Genomic DNA, 18,657 nt, shown 5'->3' on the forward strand with positions numbered 1-18,657 from the left:
CCTCATTTGGAAACGCGGATCACAGCGTTCGGTTGCGTATGATTTCTTCGACGACGGCAGGATCGGCGAGCGTCGAAATATCGCCCAATGTGGAAAACTCCTGCTCGGCGATCTTGCGAAGGATGCGCCGCATGATCTTGCCCGACCGTGTCTTCGGTAGGCCTGGCGCGAAATGTATGACGTCCGGCGAGGCGATCGCGCCAATATCCCGGCGCACCCAGGCGATCAGTTCGCTGCGTAGAGATTCGCTCGGCTCGACCCCGATCATGAGCGTGACATAAGCGTAGATGCCTTGCCCTTTGATGTCATGCGGGTAACCGACCACGGCGGCCTCCGAAACTTTCTCGTGCGCGACGAGCGAGCTCTCGACTTCCGCCGTGCCAAGGCGATGGCCCGACACGTTGATCACGTCGTCGACGCGGCCAGTGATCCAGTAAAATCCGTCGGCGTCGCGGCGGCAGCCGTCGCCGGTGAAATATTTGCCGGGATAGGCGGAAAAATAAGTTTGCTCGAACCGCGCGTGATCGCCATAGACCGTGCGCATCTGCCCGGGCCAGGAATCGGCGAGGACGAGATTGCCCGAACAGGCGCCTTCGAGAACGGCGCCATTCGGATCGACGATTTCCGGCTTGACCCCGAAGAACGGCAGCGTCGCAGATCCGGGCTTGAGCTCGATCGCGCCCGGAAGCGGCGTGATGAGAATGCCGCCGGTCTCTGTTTGCCACCAGGTGTCGACGATGGGGCAGCGATCGTCGCCGACGACGCGATGATACCACTCCCAAGCTTCCGGATTGATCGGCTCGCCGACCGAACCGAGAAGCCGTAGGGACGCTCGGCTCGTCGCCTTGACCGGAGCGTCGCCCGCACCCATGAGCGCGCGGAGCGCGGTTGGCGCGGTGTAGAAAATATTGACCTTATGCTTGTCCACGACTTCCCAGAAACGTGAATTCGTCGGGTAGGTCGGGACGCCTTCGAACATCAACGTGGTCGCGCCATTGGCGAGCGGGCCGTAGACGATGTAGCTGTGGCCGGTCACCCAGCCGACGTCGGCGGTGCACCAATAAATGTCGCCTTCGTGGTAGTCGAACACATATTGATGCGTCATCGACGCGTAGACGAGATAGCCTCCGGTGGTGTGCAGGACGCCTTTGGGCGCGCCGGTGGAGCCCGAGGTGAACAGGATGAAGAGGGGATCTTCCGCGTTCATCTCCGCGCAGGGGCAATCCGGCGCGGCTTTTGCGACGGTTTCATCATACCAGACGTCGCGCCCTTCGACCCAGTCCACGGCGCCGCCGGTTCGCCGCACGACCAGGACGGTTTTGACGAGATCGCCGCATTTCTTGGCCGCCGCGTCGGCGTTCGCCTTGAGCGGAATTTTGCGTCCGCCGCGCAGGCCTTCGTCGGCGGTGATGAGAAACTTCGATTTGCAGCCTTCGATCCGTCCGGCGAGCGAATCGGGCGAAAACCCTCCAAACACCACCGAATGAACCGCCCCGATCCGCGCGCAGGCGAGCATGGCGTAAGCCGCCTCGGGAATCATCGGCAAATAGATCGTGACCGTGTCACCCTTGGCCACGCCCTGCTCTTTCAGGACATTGGCGAGGCGGCAGACCTGCTCATGCAGCTCCTTGTAGGAAATATGTTTCGATTGGGCCGGGTCGTCGCCCTCCCATATGATCGCGGTGCGATCCCCCGCCGCGGCCAGATGCCGGTCGATGCAGTTCAGCGCCGCATTGATCGTCCCGTCCTCGAACCATTTGATCGAGACGTGTCCAGGCGCGAAAGACGTGTTCTTCACTTTTGTGAAAGGCTTGATCCAGTCGATGCGGCGGCCGTGCTCCGCCCAGAACCCGTCGGGGTCTGATATTGATCGCGCATACATGTCCTTGTATTTCGCCGCGTCGACGTAAGCCCGCTTCGCCCAATCCGCGGCCACAGGATAGATCTTGTCGGACATGCTCGAAATCCCTCCCATGGGGTCGCGCGTTCGCCGCGTCTTCCCGATCTGAAAGAAACATTATGCGCCGAGCCGCGCCAGCGGAACAAGCCGAAGTTGATCGCTGCGTCGCCCGGCGCCCGGCTTGCGCAGGCGGCGCGATCCCGAACGATCGGCGCGCGATTGGGTTTCGCCGCCCCCCTTATGGACATTCCTTCTGAACGCGGTCGAGCGCTTGTTTCAGGCCAGAGAGCGAATAAGCATCGGTTGTGACATTGCCCTTCGCCGACGGCGCCTTGACGACGAGCTTCGAGCCGCCCTTCAGGGCTTCGACGAATTGCGCCTGCTTCGCGAGATTCTTGACCCAGGCGCTATTGCCCTTGGCCACGAGCTCCACGCTCGAGCCGCCGACCTCGGCCCGCGCGTCGCCGTCCTCCTTGACCGCGAAGCCCATGATGATCGAGACCTCGCCGCGCACATCGGCGCCGGGTCCGTTCGAGATGAACACATAAGCGTCGTCGCGCTTCAGCGACTTGGGCGTGCGCTCCTTGGGAGAGGCCAGAGCATAGCAGGTCTTTTCCTTGCCGCTTTGGGCGACGAACACGCCCCAATCGTCGAATTTCGCGACCTGTTGAGGCTTGCCGGGCTTTTTTGCGTCTTTCGCGTCGCTGCTCTTCGCGTCGGTCTTCGATTCGTCCTTGTGGTGTCTCGCCCTGGCCTCCAGCCAACGGCCAGCCGCGTCGTCTTTCGACGGGCTCGGCAATGAGGGAGCAAGCGCCTCGCTCGGAGAAGCGAGCGTCGTCCCACACGCCCAAAAGGATGTGAAGGCGACCGAGGATGATGCGAGGGCGAACACGAGGCCGCCGGTCCGGCAAATGGAAAAACGGAAATTCATGATGGTCGACCTGCTCCTTCCCTGCCGCCCTGTCGTCACGGCGACTCGACCGAAAAAACAAATCGACCGTTCCCACGGATTTGGTCGATGCGGTCGGGAGGCGCGCGCGAGGCAGATTCGTCACGCCCTGTATAGGCCGTGAGCGGAGCCTGCGCAAAGGGCGGAAGCGGCGAAGCCGGCTTCAACGGCGCCGAGCAAACCTCGGAGCGCAAGGAAGTTCAAAGTCCGGCGGTCTTCGCGGCGGCGAGAATGGCACCCGGCTGCTCCAGAGTGCCCCGCTGCACCAGGACGACATAGCCTTCATCGTCGCTGCGGGCGTCTGGCATATCGAATGTCGCGTTCGAGCCGGTCCATTCGCCGAGCTTGTCGATGGCCCGCACGACATTGACATATGTGACGTTGCGCCCGGCGTTTTCGCCACGTCCGATCCGCACGGTTCGCGCGCGTAGGACGCGCAGCGCGAAGACCCCGGCGGGACCGCCGCCGCCTTCCGACACCTCGACCTGGACGCGCCCATCCGCGTGAGAGAGGCGCATGGGCAAGGACATCGCGCCATCGCGGTCCCGCGCCGCCTCGATCGCCCGCTCGATCTCGTCACGGTCGCTTCCGACCGCGCCGACAAGCCCGTCCACCACGACCTGCGGCGTATAGACATGGCCGTCGCCATGCGCCGCGGCATAGGCCTTTTGGCGGATCGAGGACGCGGGCAGCGCCAATGTGTCCTTCCAACCGATGTAGTCCCAATAATCCACAGGAAAGGACACTGCGACCACTTGCGGCTGGCGTGCGATCGCGGCGAGGAGGCGATCGGCCGGCGGGCAGGACGAGCAGCCCTGGCTCGTGAACAGCTCGATGACATAGCTCGGCGTCGGCGAGCCCGGCGGATCGGCGGCGAGGCTGCAACAGGCCATGACAACCGACGCCGCTTGCGCGCAAAGCACGAGATAGGTGCGATTGAAAAACGCCATGACCGCCGCCGATAAGAGTGAGCCGATTGAGAGGATAGCGCCGACCTGTTTTCTTGACGCGGCCGGATGTTAGACAAACGTCGTGGCCGCGCCAGTCAATTCCAGTTTACCCTTTTGCGCCGCGGCATAGCCGCGGCGGATCCGTCGATCAACGAGAAAGCTATCGCGCCGACAGGCCCATATCGCTATGCTTCTGGCGTCGAAGCGCCGAGAGCCGGAGGCCCGTCCCGATGACCTTTTCGATTCATCCATCCCAGCCCAAGATCATGGCGAACCCGTGGCCGCGCCTGCGCGCCTTCATCCTTGTCGCCCTGCTCGGGGTCGGGCTCGGCGGCTGCGGCTACAATACGATTCCGACCTTGGAGGAAGAGGCCAAGGCCAAATGGTCCGACGTACAGAATCAATATCAACGACGCGCGGACCTCATCCCCAACTTGGTCGCGACCGTTCAGGGCTACGCCAAGCAGGAGAAGGACGTGCTGACGTCTGTGGTCGAGGCGCGCGCCAAGGCGACGTCGGTCAGGATCGACGCGTCGCAGCTGACCGATCCGGAAAAGATCAAGCAATTCCAGGACGCCCAAGCGCAATTGTCGGGGGCTCTCGGCCGGCTCCTCGCGGTCAGCGAGAATTATCCGGATCTGAAGTCGAATCAGAACTTCCTCGCCCTGCAATCGCAGCTCGAAGGCACTGAAAATCGGATCGCCGTCGCGCGGCGCGACTATATCGAGGCAGTTCGCGTCTTCAACACGACGCTCAGGACGTTCCCGACGCTCCTTTGGGCCAAGACCGTCTTCGCCGGAACCAAACCGCTCGCCGAATTCGCGGCCAGCGACGCCGCGCAGACGCCGCCGCAAGTGAAATTTTGACGCCGACGCCCCGAATTCAGCCGGCCGCGCGAGCCGGCTTGCGGCCGGTCCGGCGCGCACTCGCCTTATGCGCCGCCGCAGTCGCGTTCCTCGCCGCCGTCGGCCTGGCTTTCGCCTATGATTTCCCGCCCCTCAGCGGCCGCGTCGTCGATCAGGCCGGGGTCATTCCGGCGGCGACGCGGAGCGCCCTCGACGGCAAGCTCGCCGAGCTGGAGGCGAAGTCCGGCATTCAGCTCGTCGTCGCAACGGTGAATTCCCTCGAGGGCGACGAGATCGAGCCTTACGCCAACGCATTGTTTCGCGCCTGGAAGCTCGGCGAGGCCAAGAAAAACAACGGCGCGCTGATCCTCGTCGCGCCGAAAGAGCATCGCGTCCGCATCGAGGTCGGCTACGGTCTCGAAGGAACTTTGACCGACGCCTTGTCGAAGATCATTATCTCCAACGCGATGGCGCCGCGCTTCAAAGCCGGCAATTATGGCGGCGGGATCGCGCGCGGCGTCGACGACGTCATCACCGTCCTCACGACCGATTCGTCCGAATGGCAAAAGCGGCCCGAGCTTCGCGTGGATCGGCAAGACGCCCAATTGGACAGAATAGCTCCCTGGATCGCGCTCGCTCTCTTCGCGTTGATCGTCTTTCTCTTGTTTCGCTCTCCTAATCTCGGCGCCTATCGAGCGCGCGGCCCACGCTGGGACGGGCGCCAAGGGGATTTTGGCGCGCCCAGCCGATCGCGCTGGGGAACGCCGCCTAGAGATGCGAGGAGCGATGCTTGGAGCGAGCCGCCTCCGCAGCAGCAGCGCTCCACGATCGGCGACTTTCTCTCCTTCCTGCTTTGGATTCTCATGAATTCGGGCGGACGCGGCGGCGGCGATTGGGGCGGCGGCTCCTCGGGCGGCGGCTTTTCCGGCGGCGGCGGTTCGTCCGGCGGCGGCGGCGCATCAGGGAGCTGGTGATGATTTTATCAATCGAAGACCAACGCCGCGTGGGCGGCGCGATCCAGACGGCGGAGGAAAAGACCTCCGGCGAAATCGTCTGCGTTTTGGCGCGCTCTTCGTCGGATTATCTTGCTTACGCCACCGCATGGTCCGCGCTCGCGGCGCTGATCGCGCCCTGGGCCCTCGTCGCCTTCACCCAATTTTCCGTCGAGCGAATCCTGGTGGCGCAGGCGCTCCTATTCACCGCGCTTTTTGTCGTCGCCTCGGCGTCGCGGCTCCGCCATTTCCTCGTCCCTCGCCGCGTGCGCCGCGCCCAGGCGCATCGCGCCGCGATGGAGCAATTCATGATCCGCGGCATGGCCCGTAAGGCGAATCGCGCCGGAGTCCTGATCTTCGTCTCGCTCGCCGAACGTTATGTGCGCATCGTCGCCGACGATGGAATCGCGGACAAGGTCGATCCCTCGGTTTGGCAGGAGGCGGTGGACGCTTTGCTCGATCGCGCGAGCGAAGGTCGGATCGGCGACGGTTTCATGATCGCCGTCGAGAAATGCGGCGCCGTCCTCGCCGCCCATTTTCCGCCCGGCGAAAGAAGGGACGATTTGCCGGACCGGCTCTTTGTGATCTGAGCCGCAGCCGAATCATGCTTCAACGGCCCCGCAAGGCGGCGAGGACCGAGGCGCTGGCGCGGCCGTTCGGCGTCAGGCCGGATTTGGCTTGAAAATCAGAGATCGCCTGCTTCGTTTTGGTTCCGATCACGCCGTCGGCCTTGCCGTCGAGGTCATAGCCGCGCCGCATGAGAAGCGTCTGCACCTCCCGCCGCTCGGCGCGGGACAAGCCGGGATCATTGGTCGGCCAGGCGGCCACGAGACCCCGCCCGCCGCGCAGCCGATCCGACAGAAGCGCGATCGCAAGCGCGTAGGATTCGGCCGCATTATAGGAATAGATGGCGTCGAAGTTCCGCGTCACCAGAAAGGCTGGGCCGCCGACGCCGGCCGGGATGAGCAAACCGGCATTGGGGCCCGAGCCGATCGGCGATCCGTCAATTCTGGTCAGGCCCCGCGCGGCCCAGGCCGCCATCGGCTCCTTGCGGGTGCGCCCCGAGGGACCCGCATAATTGCTCGGCAGCTTGACCTCGAAGCCCCAGCCGACGCCCGGGGTCCAGCCGCCTTTGCGCAAATAAGCGGCGGTCGAGCCGAGCGCGTCGGGCACCGAGTTGATCAAATCCTTGCGGCCGTCGCCGTCGAGATCGACGGCCGTGCGCAAAAACGTCGAGGGCATGAACTGGGTATGCCCGAAGGCCCCGGCCCAGGAGCCGTTGAACTGCGCCGGATCGATGTCGCCGTGCTGAATGATCTTCAAGGCCGCGATCAGCTCGGAGCGGAAATAGGCCTGCCGCGTTCCGTCGCAGGAGAGCGTTGCGAGAGATTGCACGACCGGCCGCGTTCCAAAGCTGCGCCCAAAATCGGATTCGACGCCCCAAACTGCCGTTATCGTGGCTTTGTCGACGCCGAATCTGCTTTCCGCGGCGGCGAGCGCCTGATCCCAGCGCCGCATCATGGCGCGGCCGTCATTCACCCGCTCCTCGTCGACAAGACCTGCGAGATAATCCCAGATCGGCGTCTTGAACTCGGGCTGCGCCTTGGCGAAGTCGAGAATTTCCGGATTGGGCTCGATTCCGCGCGTCGCTTTGTCGAAAGTGGCCTCGTCGACGCCAGCCGCTCGCGCCGTCGCATGGATGCTGGCGAGGCAAGCCTGGAAATCACCTGCCGAGGCGGCCGCCGACGGCGCCAGGAAAGCGACCGCCAGAAGCGCGCGCAGGCGCATTGCGCAAGATTGTGTCATGAGGCAAGGGCCAGACGGCTTGAGCAAGAGCCGAGGACCGGCTCTTTCCGATCGTGCGTTTTTAATGGCTTTGGAATAAATGTCGAATTAACGAATATCAGTGCGCGCCGATGCGAATGGAGGCGATCGCCATGCGGCCTGCCGAAATCGACCCAGCTCTCGCCTCGAAAGGCGATTTCGACAGAGTCACCAATGGCGCCGCCCGACAAATCGATCAGATGCGGGAAGCGGCGATATTTTCCGACGGCGCCCTGCCAGCGCGGCAAAAGGCCTTGGCCGCGACTCTTTGGGCGATTTCGGCCCGCTGCGAGCCTTGCGTTAAATATTACGTGGATCGGTCGGTGCGCTTGGGCGCGACCGAGGCGGAAATCGGCGAAATTCTCGCCGTCGCCTGCGTTATGGGCGGATGCGTCGGCGAGATGTGGGCGATGAAGGCCTATCACGCCTATAAGGGGCGGGCGGAAGGCCCGCCACAAGACGCGGACGCGCCAAGCTGCTGCTCGGCGCATTGACGCGCCGCCGCGAAACGCAAGCCCCGCCGAACGCCTACAACTCTAGGCGTTGAGCAGCCGCTGCACCTCATTGACGAGATCTTTGAGGTGGAAAGGCTTCGACAGGATCTTGGCCTGAGGCGGAGCATTATTGTCAGGGTTGAGGGCGACCGCCGCGAAACCGGTGATGAACATCACCTTGATGTCCGGGTCGAGCTCGGTGGCGCGCCGCGCCAGCTCGATTCCGTCCATTTCCGGCATGACGATGTCGGTCAGCAGCAGTTCGAAGGGCTCCTCGCGCAGCCGGTGATAGGCGGAGAGTCCGTTATCGAAGGACGCGACGTCGAACCCCGCGTTCTGCAGCGCCTTGCCGAGAAAGCGGCGCATGTCGTTATCATCCTCGGCAAGAAGGATCTTGCCGAACTGAGCCTTGGAATGAGTAGGGATGTTTATGTTGGTCATGGGCGCCTCGCGATCGCGTTCATGAAAGAGTGACGCCGGTAAAAATCCAGTGAAAATCCGACGCCGCCGCGCGGGCGCGACATGTTTGACCCCAAGCGTTGCATTTTTGCCGCGCTGAACGATCCGAGCCCCAAGGAAAAGACGCGATAGGGATGGACAGCGCGCCTCGTCCTTGCCACATTAAAAACTTGTGACAGCGTTCGCGATTTCAAGCTGGCGTCTGGGAGAGGACATGGTCGATCGCGCGCCGGCAAATCGGTTGGAGGCAAGCTGGCCCCGGAACCCGGGCGAACCGCACGAGCCGGAACTCGATCCGCCGTTCGACGTGCTCGAGCCCGCCGCGCTCACGAGCCCGCTGGTTTTTTCGTCCCCACATTCCGGCGACGTCTATCCGCGCCGCTTCCTCGACTGCGCTCGGCTCGCACACGAGACGCTTCGGCGCACTGAAGACGCTTTCGTCGACGCCTTATTCTCCGGCGCGCTCGCGCTCGGAGCTCCGCTGATCCGAGCGCGCTTTCCGCGCGCCTATCTCGACCTCAACCGCGAGCCTTACGAACTCGATCCGCGCATGTTCGACGGACGGCTTCCCTTCGCCGCGAACACACGGTCCCTTCGCGTCGCCGGCGGCCTCGGCACAATCCCCCGCGTCGCCAGCCAAGCGCAGGAAATTTACGCGGCCCGATTGCCCGTCGCTGAGGCGATCGGGCGGATCGAGAAGCTCTACAAGCCCTATCATGCCCGCCTGGGCGAGCTTCTCGCTCGGGCGCAACGCCATTTCGGCGTCGCCCTGCTCGTCGATTGCCATTCCATGCCCTCCGGCGCGAGCCATGCCGGCGCCGCCACGGCCTCCGGGGCGCCGTCGGCTCCAGGCTTCGCTACGGCCGACGGCAGGCGGAGGGTTGATTTCGTTGTCGGAGACCGGCACGGAACGAGCTGCGCTTCGGCCCTCGTCGAGGCGGTCGAAGCCGAACTCACCGGCCTCGGCTTCTGCGTCCAGCGCAACAAGCCCTATGCCGGGGGCTTCATCACCGAACATTACGGCGCGCCCTTCTCGCATTGCCACGCCTTGCAGATCGAGGTCAGCCGCGCCCTTTACATGGACGAGCAAACCGTGACGAAAGCGGCGCGCTTTGACGAGATTAGCGCCGCGCTGACCGAGGTTGCGGCGAAACTCAAGGCGATCACCTTGGCTCTCCCGACTCTGCACCGGGCGGCGGCGGAATAGAAATTTATTTATCTTGGTCGTCTGTGCCCTGACGCCACAACGGCGCGCGCCAAAACGCGTGGCCGGGCGCGGCCGCGGCCCCAAAAGCGCATCTTGCGATCTGATGGATTGGATCTGACCCGGATCGGTTTATGCCATGCGCGTTAAGCGAGTCCGGCGCGGACCAGTCCATCCGGCAAGATCATGCTCCAGGCCGATCAAGGCAAAGTCTCGAATCCTTCCTTGAACCCGGCGAGGGCGAGAGGTATGCCGATTCCTTCCTCGGGCGTCTGGAAGATAATGAAAGTGGCGTTCTGGCCCTTTTTCATCTGCTCGATCAGCTTTTCTTCCATCACGACCTCCGCAACGCAACCGGTCGGCAAGCAGCGCACGAAGCCGGCGCGGCCGACGTCGGCGTTGTCGATCTTGAGGCCGAGACCGGATGGCAAGAGCACCCCGAGCGGCGCGATAACGCGCAGCAGCCGGCTCTTGCCGTCCGCGGTCTTGAGAACGATCACGACGAGATTGATGTTCGGCTTGTCCTCGGCGGCGACGCTTTGCAGCAGAGCGCATTGCTCACGAGCCGCGCCGGGCGGCGTTTCGCAACGCACCTCCCAGTCGCCGTGCTTTTCCTTCACCACGCCCTGCGCGGAGGCCCCAGCGCCCGCCGCCAAAAGCAAACTCGCCCCCGCGATGAGGCCCAGCGCCGGCCGCCGGCTCCTCTCGCAACTAGAACCGACTGCCTGCGTCACGCGCCCTCCGTACGTCAAATCTGCGAGTTCGACCGAACCGTTCCGAATTTGCTCGGGATTTTTGATCCTGAGCGATTTTTCTTCGGCGAACCGCTAAGGCGGCGCCCAACGCCCGGCATATAGCAGCGAATCGTCCCCGAGCTTACCGCAAGTTTCAACCTCGAGCGCGGCTCAAGGAAATTCGACGCCGAACGCATAGCAAACGGCTCCCTCACTCGGCAAGCGAGGCCGAGCGGCCTGTTTTCTCAAAACCTGCCGTCGTCGGCGAAGCGAACCGCAAGCGTCTGTCGATTCCGTTCTGGGCCGGCTAGAAACCGATCGAAATCCTCCGCTCATCCGGTCCGAGGCGCCATTGGCTTATGCGATGGCGTCTCAAAAGAGGCGCGGAGCACATAGGCTATCGCCTTCCTGGTCCGAGACGGCTCTGCGAATCTCCTTGCCATAAGGGCTTTTGAAAGCTCGAACATTCTCAAACAGTTTCTTGGGCCTCGGCCGATCTCCAGCTATTCGGCTCGAAAGATCAAGCAATTCCAAGTCTTCCGTCGGGCCGAAAGTGCTGGCGGCGCGTAAAGTCGCATTGTCTGCGTTGAAATAAGGCGCCATGACTGCGCTTTAATCGCGCCTTTATGCCGCAAGGTTTTGCCGGCCCTCCCGCATTGCACTTCAACCGGGTTTGTGATTTGGAACGGGCGGCTCGGCCTCTAGACGAGGGTCGAGGGAAATGGTAGGCGCGGCGCGTCAGCCGTGCAGGCGGAGCACCGAGTTTCATGAAATTTTTAAGCTTAACCGCGCGACGCGCCCGAGATCTTCGCGCGGGCATCCTCCCGACTTGTTTTTGGCTCGCGGCGCTCGGCGCCGGCGCGGCCTTGGCCGACGGCATTCCCCAGCCCGGCCAGATCGGCCTTCAGGAAGCGGTGACGCCGATCGCCGAAGAGATGCATTTTTTCCATAATTGGGTCCTGCTGCCTATCATCATCGGGATTAGCGTCTTCGTCCTGGGCCTGCTCGCCTATGTCATCGTCAGGTTCAACGAACGAGCCAATCCGACGCCGTCACGGACGACGCATAATTCCACTCTCGAGGTCATCTGGACAGTGGTTCCGGTCATGATCCTCGTGGTCATCGCCATTCCGTCGTTCCGCCTTCTCACCCATCAGGTCGTCATGCCGCAGGCGGACGTGACCGTGAAGGTCACGGCCAAGCAATGGTACTGGACCTATAATTATCCGGCGGATCAAGGCGGCGGCTTCGAGTTCGATTCCTACATGGTGCCCGAGGACTCCCTGAAGCCCGGCGATATTCGCCTCCTGTCCGTCGACAACGAAGCCGTCGTGCCGGTCGGCAAGGTCGTGCGCATTCAGGTGACCGCCGCAGACGTCATTCATTCCTTCACGGTTCCCGCCTTCGGCATCCGCATCGACGCGATTCCGGGCCGGCTGAACGAGACCTGGTTCAAGGCCGAGCGCGAGGGCATTTATTACGGCCAATGCTCCAAGCTGTGCGGCCAGGATCACGCCTATATGCCGATCGCCGTGAGGGTCGTGAGCGAGGAAAATTACGCGACATGGCTCGCCGAGGCGGCCAAGAAATTCGCATCGTCGGGCGCGGCTCCGGTCAATCTCGCGGCGAACGCCAGTCAAGATCTCGAGCGCCGATAAGCGCGGCGGCCAAATCAGAATTCGAGGAGAGTCCCGTTGGCGACGACCACAGCAGAACATCATGAAGAGCACGGCCACCCCACCGGATGGCGGCGCTATCTCTTTTCGACGAACCACAAGGACATCGGGACGCTTTATATCGTCTTCGCGCTGATCGCGGGCCTTGTCGGCACCATCATGTCGGTCTTCATGCGAATGGAGTTGCAGGAGCCCGGCATCCAGGTCTTCAATCATCTCGCCCAGATTATCGACGGCGTGTCGCCCGAGGTCGCCGTTCTCGCCGCGAAAAATCTCTATAACGTGTTCATCACGGCGCATGGCCTCATCATGATCTTCTTCATGGTCATGCCGGCGCTCATCGGCGGATTCGGCAATTGGTTCGTCCCGATCATGATCGGCGCGCCCGACATGGCCTTCCCGCGGATGAACAATATTTCCTTCTGGCTGCTGCCGGCCGCCTTCACCCTCGCGGTCATCTCCTTGTTCGTCGAAGGCGCGCCCGGACTGAAGGGCTTCGGCGGCGGCTGGGTTCTCTATCCGCCCTATTCATCGAACACCGGCTCCCCCGGCCCCGCGATGGATTTCCTCATCCTCGCCATCCATCTGGCCGGCGCCTCCTCGATCCTGGGCGCGATCAATTTCATCACCACGATCTTCAACATGCGCGCGCCCGGCATGACCTTGCACAAGATGCCGCTGTTCGTCTGGTCGATCCTCGTGACCGCCTTCCTTTTGGTGCTGACCCTGCCCGTGCTCGCCGGCGCCATCACCATGCTGCTGACCGACCGCAATTTCGGGACGACCTTCTTCGATCCGTCGGGCGGCGGCGACCCGCTCCTGTTCCAGCATTTGTTCTGGTTCTTCGGTCATCCGGAAGTCTATATTCTAATCCTCCCGGCCTTCGGCATCATCAGCCAGATCGTCTCGACCTTCTCGCATAAGCCTGTGTTCGGCTATCTCGGCATGGCCTATGCCATGGTCGCGATCGGAATCGTCGGCCTGGTGGTTTGGGCGCACCACATGTACACGGTGGGCATGTCGCTCGATACGCAGCGCTATTTCGTCTTCGCGACCATGGTGATCGCGGTGCCGACCGGCGTGAAGATCTTCTCCTGGATCGCCACAATGTGGGGCGGCTCCATCACCTTCCGCGCTCCGATGGTTTGGGCCACGGGATTCATCTTCGTGTTCACCGTCGGCGGCGTGACCGGTGTCGTGCTCGCCAACGCCGGCATCGACCGCGCCCTGCATGAGACCTATTACGTCGTGGCGCATTTCCATTACGTGCTGTCGATCGGTGCGGTCTTCGCCATCTTCGCCGGATTCTATTACTGGTATCCCAAGATGACGGGCTATCTGTATAGCGAGCCCCTGGCCAAGGCCCAGTTCTGGATGACCTTTATCGGCGTCAACCTGACCTTCTTCCCGCAGCATTTCCTCGGCCTCGCCGGCATGCCGCGCCGCTATATCGATTATCCCGACGCCTTCGCTCAGTGGAACCGGATCTCGTCCTTCGGCGCCTATATCTCGGCCTTGGGCATCGTTTTGTTCTTCTATGTGATCTACGACGGCTTCGCCAAGAAGCGGCTCGCCGGCAATAATCCCTGGGGTCCGGGCGCGACGACGCTCGAATGGACCCTGTCCTCGCCGCCCCCGTTCCACCAGTTCGAGACATTGCCTCGGATCAAGGACGTGGAGCACTGAGCGACGCCGCGTTCGGAAGGGGCTGTCTTCGGCGAAGACGGCCCGCCTCTTTTTTTAGCGCTGGTCGTTTGGCGCGCTCAATTCCGATCGATGCGCGCCGTCCCGGTCCGCATCGATCGCCTCAAGTCGGCGCTTCGCTCGACGCATATCCCGATCGGCCAAACGGTTCGATTCGGATAGTCGCCGCCACGGCTCCCGATCTCTCGGCCCCGCGATCCAGGACCGACGGAGGCTGCGGAGCGGGCACATTCGCATGGGCGCGACTGAAATGACCCGAAAGCGGGATGAGGAAAATCGGCGGCGCGCCTCGACGCGCCCCCTTAACACCAAAGCAGCGCGAACATGAGCCTAGTCAGCAATCACGGCGAAGAGATCGGAACCGGCCTTTCGGTCTCGAGCGCGAGTCCCTCCGACTACCTCGCCCTGCTCAAGCCGCGCGTGATGTCGCTTGTCGTTTTCACGGCCCTGGCCGGCGTGCTGATCGCGCCTCGGCACGTCCATCCCGTCATCGGATTCGCTTCGCTTCTTGCGATCGCCGTCGGCGCGGGAGCCTCCGGCGCCCTGAACATGTGGTATGACGCTGATATCGACGCGCTGATGCGGCGCACCCGCAACCGGCCCATTCCAGCCGGCAAGATCAGCAAGGGGGACGCGCTCGGCTTCGGCTTGACCCTCGCCCTTTTTTCAGTGCTCACCTTGGGCATCGCCGCCAATTGGCTTGCCGCCGGCCTCCTCGCCTTCACCATTTTCTTTTACGCCGTCGTCTATACCATCTGGCTCAAGCGCTCGACGCCGCAGAATATCGTGATCGGCGGCGCGGCGGGGGCTCTGCCGCCCATCGTCGGCTATGCAGCCGCGACTGGCGAGATCAGCCTCGCCAGCCTCGCCCTCTTCGCCATTATTTTCGTTTGGACGCCGCCGCATTTCTGGGCGCTCGCCCTGATCAAGGCGGATGAATATGGCCGCGCCGGCATCCCCATGATGCCGAATGTGAAAGGCGCTGACCGCACCCGCCTCGAAATCCTTCTCTATTCGATCCTTCTTGCGCCGCTCGGCCTGTCGCCCTGGCTGCTCGGCTTCGCATCTCTGACCTATGGCGTCTTGGCGATCAGCCTCGGCGCGCTGATGCTTTTTCTCGCGGCCCGGGTTTTTCTCGTCCGCACCGGCGCCGAGGCGGACCGCAGCGCCAAACAGCTTTTCCTGTTCTCGATCCTCTATCTTTTTCTTCTCTTCGCCGAAATCGTCGGCGAGCGCCTTGTCGCGGTCGCGCAGGCCGCGTTGTTGAACCTCCCATGGTGACGGTGCGATGACGACAAACCAAGATTCGGACGGCGTCGTTTTGACCCCGGCTCAGCTCAAGAGCCGGCGGCAGCGCAATGTGGCGATCGGCCTCGCGGTCGGATTTTTCGTTCTCCTGTTCTATGTCGTGACGATCGCCAAGCTGGGTCCCGGCGTTCTGAAGCCCCCGGTCTGAGGCGCGTTGCATGAACGAGAGCCGGAACCGCGACAGCGCGTCGAGCCTGCGAGGAAAGCGCCTGATCGCTCTTAGCGTGGGCGCGGCGAGCCTCGCTATGCTCGCGCTGTCCTTCGCGGCGGTCCCGATCTATCGCGCCTTTTGCGCCGCGACCGGCTATGGCGGAACGCCGCAAGTCGCCAAGGCCGCGCCGGCAATCCATGGCCAACGCGCGCTCACAGTCCGTTTCGACGCCAATGTCGCGCCGGGCCTCGCCTGGAAATTCATGGCCGAGACCCAGGAAATCAGGCTCTTGACCGGGCAGACCGCGACCATTTTCTACAAGGCGGTGAATCTGTCGGATCAGGCCGTCTCGGCCCGCGCCGCCTATAATGTGAGCCCGGAATCGGCCGGCGCCTATTTCGACAAGATCTCCTGCTTCTGTTTCGACGAACAAAAGCTTGGCCCGCACGAGGCGGCCGAATTGCCCGTCGTCTTCTTCCTCGATCCCGCGCTCGAGCAGGATCCGAACATGGCGGGAGTCGAATCGATCACCCTATCCTACACGTTCTTTGGCGTTAAACCCGCCGCTCTCCTCGGCGCGAGGGACGGCGCGGCCGCTCCCGCGACCGGCAAGCGGGACGATCGGTCGCCTTGACCGCCGATTTTAACCGAGGCAAAGGCTTCGGGTGGATTTGCGGCGCGGTCCGCCGCCATATTTTGTCGCGCCGTTTTCGGCGGCTATGATGGGACGGGCTCGACGAGCCATTTAGTGAAGAAGGTCAAATTTTATGGCGGACGCCCACGTGAAACCGAACCATGATTATCACCTTGTCGATCCGAGCCCCTGGCCGATCGCCGGCGCCGCCGCCGCTCTGGTGCTGGCGATCGGAGCCATCCTTTGGATGAAGCACATCACCATCGGGGGCGCGGCTCCCGGAAGCTTGGTTTTCGGGCTTGGCGTCACCGCCCTCCTCGCCGTCGCCGCCTCCTGGTGGCGCGACGTGATCAAGGAATCGACCACCGGCGGCTATCATACCCCGGTGGTCCAGATCGGCCTTCGCTACGGCATGATCCTTTTCATCATGTCGGAAGTCATGTTCTTCGTCGCCTGGTTCTGGGCCTTTTTCGACGCAAGCCTTTTTCCGGGCGAAGCGATCGAATATTCACGCGCCGAATTCACTGGCGGGATGTGGCCGCCGAAGGGCACCGAGGTTCTCGACCCGTGGCATTTCCCGCTCATCAACACGATTATTCTGTTGACCTCGGGCGTCACCGTCACTTGGGCTCATCATGCGCTGCTCAAGGGCGATCGCTTCGGCCTCAAGGCGGGCCTGGCCCTGACCATCCTTCTCGGCGGTATTTTCACCTGCGTCCAGGCCTATGAATACGCCCATGCGCCTTTCGCGTTCAAAGGCTCCATCTTCGGCGCGACCTTCTTCATGGCCACCGGCTTTCACGGCTTCCATGTGATCGTCGGGACGATTTTCCTTGCCGTGAACTTGGGCCGCGCCTTGGTCGGCCAATTGACGAAGGCGCATCATCTCGGCTTCGAATTCGCCGCCTGGTACTGGCATTTCGTCGACGTCGTCTGGCTGTTCCTCTTCACCTGCATTTACGTGTGGGGCTCCTGGGGGGCCGCGATCGAGCATTGATCCGCTGAATCAGTCGGAGCATGTTCCGAGCTTTTGGGGCGGCGCTATGCGCCGCCTTTTTTGCTGCGTCGACTTGCCGGCTCCGCCTCAACCTTCTTCGGCGCTCCCTGCCCGTCCGTCCAGAAACGCCGCCACCGAAGCGTTCGATCGCAGCGCCGCAATATCCTCTTCGTTCGGCAATTGCGGTCGGTCCCGCATGGCGTTGACCAGGCAAAGAAAGCCGAGGGGCGCCTCGCCCGCGCGAAACTGATGCCAGGTCCAGGGCTCGATCGTCACCAGATCATGTGGCTGCAACGCATGGATCTCGGAGCCGACGAGACAATGTCCTCGTCCGCTCAGCACCATGACCGCGTGCATATGTTCATGCCGCTCCAGGGTTGAGAATCCGCCGGGCGCAATCTCGAAATAGCGCAATTCGCCGAGAAGGCGAGGATCGGAAAACAAGGTCTGACGCGAGATCGCCTTGAATGGCGCGCTGTCGGCGTCCTTATAGGGACGATGCTCAACTCCCTGCCAACGGAAAGCTTCGCCCGCCTTGCGCAAACTCGTCATCTCAGCGTCGGACTCTGTCATGATGTCGCCTGTCTTGCGCGAGAGGCCGCCTCGCTTGCTCTAAACGGCGCCCGGTCGCGGGCGCGTCAGTATCTATGCTCGACGACGGCCTGGACGAAAGCTTCGGTTTCCCGCGCAATGTCTCCGTGCGCCGCCGCCAGGATCGCGCCGCCGATCAGCAGCATCGACTCTCTGCCGAAAAAATCGAGCATTTCCGGCGTGCGTTGGACCGTCATACCGCCGGCCGGCGTCGGCAGGCTCGGCGCCAAACCGGCGACGGGGTCGAGAAGCGCTCGTGAGATCGCCGTGCAGGTCGCCGGCGAATAGCCGAAACGGCCGCCATAATTGGGAAAAATCGAAGCGTCGGCCCCAATGAGCCGAAACAGCTTCGCGAAAACCGCGGGGGAAATCGCCGCGCCGCTCAGGGTCGGATGAGCGATAAAAGCGAAATCCGGATTTTCACGGCGCAACGCCTGGAAATTGGAAAATCCGGCGACGACGGGCGCGATGAGGACGGCGGCGAGCCCTTCGTCTCGAGCAATGCCGATCTCTCGCTCCATATCGGCGAGGCTGCCGGAAAGGCTCGGCGCGTAAATCGTATGCTTGCCGGTGACGGCCGCCGCCGCGCGGATTGCCGCAGCGCAGGCCTTCACCCGATCCGCGAAGGGGCAATAGGCCTGGTCAGCGAGCCCGTGATCGTCCTTGACGAGATCAAGCCCCCCGAGCGCGAGCTCATGAGCGAGCTTTGCGAGTTCGGCGGCCGACAGCCCCTGCGGCTTGAGCGCCGAGGCCGTAAGCGCGCGGCCTTCCGCCTTCGCCCGCAGGCGAAGCCCGTCGACGCCGAGGCTCGGACCCTTGAAGGCCGCAAGCAATTCGTCGGGGAGGACGACATCGTGAACCCGGACGTCCTCATGAAGCGAGCTATTGCCGAAAAGCATATTGACGAGCTGGCCTGCGTCGCCCCCAACCGTCGCCGCAGCGAGTTCAATAAGGACGTCGAACCATCCATCGCCGAGATCCGAGATTGCGAGGACCCTTCCGACGATCTCCGACAGGATTTTCGGGTCGCGAATGACGGTGAGAGGCGTCTCCACGCTCTGTTCCAAGGCAATCGCCTCGGCGCGCGCTTCGATCGAACTCGCGTCGCCGCGAACGCGATAGGAGACTTTCAATCTCGCGCCCATTGGCCCAGCCCCGTTCGCGCTGTCTCCGAAATTCGAAGGCGTTTCCGATGCCTAGACGCCGAATATTTAGCGCCAATTTCTTGGGGGGCAGAAGATCGAG

The 18,657-nt window shown here is 62.9% G+C and carries 19 protein-coding genes; 11 read left to right on the top strand and 8 right to left on the bottom strand.

The features are described from left to right. Positions 1 to 19 precede the first annotated feature (19 nt). The 3 genes from acs to METAC_RS0112565 form a co-directional block, all read right to left on the bottom strand. Positions 20 to 1,957 (bottom strand): acetate--CoA ligase, encoded by a 1,938-nt coding sequence (gene acs, locus METAC_RS0112550; protein ID WP_026607302.1) that lies wholly within the window; start codon positions 1,955 to 1,957, stop codon positions 20 to 22. A gap of 181 nt (positions 1,958 to 2,138) precedes the next feature. After that, positions 2,139 to 2,831, bottom strand: coding sequence for an invasion associated locus B family protein (locus tag METAC_RS0112555; protein ID WP_051335842.1), 693 nt, complete (start codon positions 2,829 to 2,831; stop codon positions 2,139 to 2,141). 218 nt (positions 2,832 to 3,049) lie between these two features. Then, positions 3,050 to 3,799 (bottom strand): DUF1223 domain-containing protein, encoded by a 750-nt coding sequence (locus METAC_RS0112565; RefSeq protein WP_026607304.1) that lies wholly within the window; start codon positions 3,797 to 3,799, stop codon positions 3,050 to 3,052. Between the two features lie 266 nt (positions 3,800 to 4,065). Here METAC_RS0112565 and METAC_RS0112570 point away from each other — a divergent pair, with 266 nt between their 5' ends. From METAC_RS0112570 to METAC_RS0112580, 3 genes are read left to right on the top strand one after another with little or no spacing between them, the layout of a single operon-like run. Beyond that, positions 4,066 to 4,665 (top strand): LemA family protein, encoded by a 600-nt coding sequence (locus METAC_RS0112570; protein WP_026607305.1) that lies wholly within the window; start codon positions 4,066 to 4,068, stop codon positions 4,663 to 4,665. 38 nt (positions 4,666 to 4,703) lie between these two features. Then, entirely contained in the window at positions 4,704 to 5,618 is a 915-nt protein-coding gene (locus tag METAC_RS0112575; RefSeq protein WP_026607306.1) for a TPM domain-containing protein, read from the top strand. Next, positions 5,618 to 6,226, top strand: coding sequence for a TPM domain-containing protein (locus METAC_RS0112580; RefSeq protein WP_026607307.1), 609 nt, complete (start codon positions 5,618 to 5,620; stop codon positions 6,224 to 6,226). The genes METAC_RS0112575 and METAC_RS0112580 overlap by 1 nt, the downstream gene beginning before the upstream one ends. A 19-nt stretch (positions 6,227 to 6,245) precedes the next feature. Here METAC_RS0112580 and METAC_RS0112585 read toward each other — a convergent pair whose 3' ends face one another. Further along, entirely contained in the window at positions 6,246 to 7,442 is a 1,197-nt protein-coding gene (locus tag METAC_RS0112585) for a lytic murein transglycosylase (protein ID WP_026607308.1), read from the bottom strand. 131 nt (positions 7,443 to 7,573) lie between these two features. Between METAC_RS0112585 and METAC_RS23490 the strand changes: the two genes are divergently transcribed. Further along, positions 7,574 to 7,954 carry a carboxymuconolactone decarboxylase family protein gene (locus METAC_RS23490; protein ID WP_051335843.1) on the top strand — a complete coding sequence of 127 codons (381 nt, stop codon included), beginning with the start codon at positions 7,574 to 7,576 and terminating at the stop codon, positions 7,952 to 7,954. A gap of 42 nt (positions 7,955 to 7,996) precedes the next feature. On the opposite strand, the gene cpdR is transcribed toward METAC_RS23490, so the two are convergent. Then, the gene (gene cpdR / locus METAC_RS0112595; protein WP_051335553.1) at positions 7,997 to 8,395 is read right to left on the bottom strand and encodes a cell cycle two-component system response regulator CpdR; all 399 of its coding nucleotides are present in this window, start codon (positions 8,393 to 8,395) and stop codon (positions 7,997 to 7,999) included. A gap of 232 nt (positions 8,396 to 8,627) precedes the next feature. Between cpdR and METAC_RS0112600 the strand changes: the two genes are divergently transcribed. Further along, the gene (locus tag METAC_RS0112600; RefSeq protein ID WP_084143616.1) at positions 8,628 to 9,620 is read left to right on the top strand and encodes an N-formylglutamate amidohydrolase; all 993 of its coding nucleotides are present in this window, start codon (positions 8,628 to 8,630) and stop codon (positions 9,618 to 9,620) included. Positions 9,621 to 9,817: 197 nt separating this feature from the next. On the opposite strand, the gene METAC_RS0112605 is transcribed toward METAC_RS0112600, so the two are convergent. After that, positions 9,818 to 10,303, bottom strand: coding sequence for an invasion associated locus B family protein (locus METAC_RS0112605; RefSeq protein ID WP_156898321.1), 486 nt, complete (start codon positions 10,301 to 10,303; stop codon positions 9,818 to 9,820). Between the two features lie 815 nt (positions 10,304 to 11,118). Between METAC_RS0112605 and coxB the strand changes: the two genes are divergently transcribed. From coxB to METAC_RS0112645, 6 genes are all read left to right on the top strand, one after another. Then, a complete protein-coding gene (gene coxB / locus METAC_RS0112615) occupies positions 11,119 to 12,009 on the top strand; it encodes a cytochrome c oxidase subunit II (protein ID WP_026607313.1) in 891 nt (296 codons plus the stop codon). Positions 12,010 to 12,045: 36 nt separating this feature from the next. After that, on the top strand, positions 12,046 to 13,713 hold the full coding sequence (gene ctaD, locus METAC_RS0112620; RefSeq protein WP_026607314.1) for a cytochrome c oxidase subunit I: 1,668 nt from the start codon (positions 12,046 to 12,048) through the stop codon (positions 13,711 to 13,713). Between the two features lie 342 nt (positions 13,714 to 14,055). Continuing rightward, positions 14,056 to 15,012, top strand: a complete 957-nt coding sequence (locus METAC_RS0112630) for a heme o synthase (RefSeq protein WP_026607315.1) — start codon at positions 14,056 to 14,058, stop codon at positions 15,010 to 15,012. Positions 15,013 to 15,019: 7 nt separating this feature from the next. Next, a complete protein-coding gene (locus tag METAC_RS26820; RefSeq protein WP_198017212.1) occupies positions 15,020 to 15,187 on the top strand; it encodes a hypothetical protein in 168 nt (55 codons plus the stop codon). Between the two features lie 10 nt (positions 15,188 to 15,197). Then, complete coding sequence (locus METAC_RS23495; RefSeq protein WP_036255560.1) at positions 15,198 to 15,824, top strand: cytochrome c oxidase assembly protein; 627 nt, start codon at positions 15,198 to 15,200, stop codon at positions 15,822 to 15,824. A gap of 133 nt (positions 15,825 to 15,957) precedes the next feature. Continuing rightward, a complete protein-coding gene (locus tag METAC_RS0112645; protein WP_026607316.1) occupies positions 15,958 to 16,821 on the top strand; it encodes a cytochrome c oxidase subunit 3 in 864 nt (287 codons plus the stop codon). 87 nt (positions 16,822 to 16,908) lie between these two features. Here the strand turns inward: METAC_RS0112645 and METAC_RS0112650 are convergent, their stop codons facing one another. Both METAC_RS0112650 and METAC_RS0112655 read right to left on the bottom strand, forming a co-directional pair. Continuing rightward, positions 16,909 to 17,394, bottom strand: a complete 486-nt coding sequence (locus METAC_RS0112650; protein WP_026607317.1) for a cupin domain-containing protein — start codon at positions 17,392 to 17,394, stop codon at positions 16,909 to 16,911. A gap of 65 nt (positions 17,395 to 17,459) precedes the next feature. Beyond that, positions 17,460 to 18,557, bottom strand: a complete 1,098-nt coding sequence (locus tag METAC_RS0112655) for a RuBisCO large subunit C-terminal-like domain-containing protein (RefSeq protein ID WP_026607318.1) — start codon at positions 18,555 to 18,557, stop codon at positions 17,460 to 17,462. Positions 18,558 to 18,657 lie beyond the last annotated feature (100 nt).

The organism is Methylocapsa acidiphila B2 (assembly GCF_000427445.1).
GTDB lineage: Bacteria > Pseudomonadota > Alphaproteobacteria > Rhizobiales > Beijerinckiaceae > Methylocapsa > Methylocapsa acidiphila.

Excerpts from the sequence above, each read along its gene's own strand:
- acs (WP_026607302.1), bottom strand. The coding sequence starts at position 1,957 with ATGTCCGACAAGATCTATCCTGTGGCCGCGGATTGGGCGAAGCGGGCT.
- METAC_RS0112555 (WP_051335842.1), bottom strand. The coding sequence starts at position 2,831 with ATGAATTTCCGTTTTTCCATTTGCCGGACCGGCGGCCTCGTGTTCGCC.
- METAC_RS0112565 (WP_026607304.1), bottom strand. The coding sequence starts at position 3,799 with ATGGCGTTTTTCAATCGCACCTATCTCGTGCTTTGCGCGCAAGCGGCG.
- METAC_RS0112570 (WP_026607305.1), top strand. The coding sequence starts at position 4,066 with ATGGCGAACCCGTGGCCGCGCCTGCGCGCCTTCATCCTTGTCGCCCTG.
- METAC_RS0112580 (WP_026607307.1), top strand. The coding sequence starts at position 5,618 with ATGATTTTATCAATCGAAGACCAACGCCGCGTGGGCGGCGCGATCCAG.
- METAC_RS0112585 (WP_026607308.1), bottom strand. The coding sequence starts at position 7,442 with ATGACACAATCTTGCGCAATGCGCCTGCGCGCGCTTCTGGCGGTCGCT.
- METAC_RS23490 (WP_051335843.1), top strand. The coding sequence starts at position 7,574 with ATGCGGCCTGCCGAAATCGACCCAGCTCTCGCCTCGAAAGGCGATTTC.
- cpdR (WP_051335553.1), bottom strand. The coding sequence starts at position 8,395 with ATGACCAACATAAACATCCCTACTCATTCCAAGGCTCAGTTCGGCAAG.
- METAC_RS0112600 (WP_084143616.1), top strand. The coding sequence starts at position 8,628 with ATGGTCGATCGCGCGCCGGCAAATCGGTTGGAGGCAAGCTGGCCCCGG.
- coxB (WP_026607313.1), top strand. The coding sequence starts at position 11,119 with ATGAAATTTTTAAGCTTAACCGCGCGACGCGCCCGAGATCTTCGCGCG.
- METAC_RS0112630 (WP_026607315.1), top strand. The coding sequence starts at position 14,056 with ATGAGCCTAGTCAGCAATCACGGCGAAGAGATCGGAACCGGCCTTTCG.
- METAC_RS26820 (WP_198017212.1), top strand. The coding sequence starts at position 15,020 with ATGACGACAAACCAAGATTCGGACGGCGTCGTTTTGACCCCGGCTCAG.
- METAC_RS23495 (WP_036255560.1), top strand. The coding sequence starts at position 15,198 with ATGAACGAGAGCCGGAACCGCGACAGCGCGTCGAGCCTGCGAGGAAAG.
- METAC_RS0112645 (WP_026607316.1), top strand. The coding sequence starts at position 15,958 with ATGGCGGACGCCCACGTGAAACCGAACCATGATTATCACCTTGTCGAT.
- METAC_RS0112650 (WP_026607317.1), bottom strand. The coding sequence starts at position 17,394 with ATGACAGAGTCCGACGCTGAGATGACGAGTTTGCGCAAGGCGGGCGAA.
- METAC_RS0112655 (WP_026607318.1), bottom strand. The coding sequence starts at position 18,557 with ATGGGCGCGAGATTGAAAGTCTCCTATCGCGTTCGCGGCGACGCGAGT.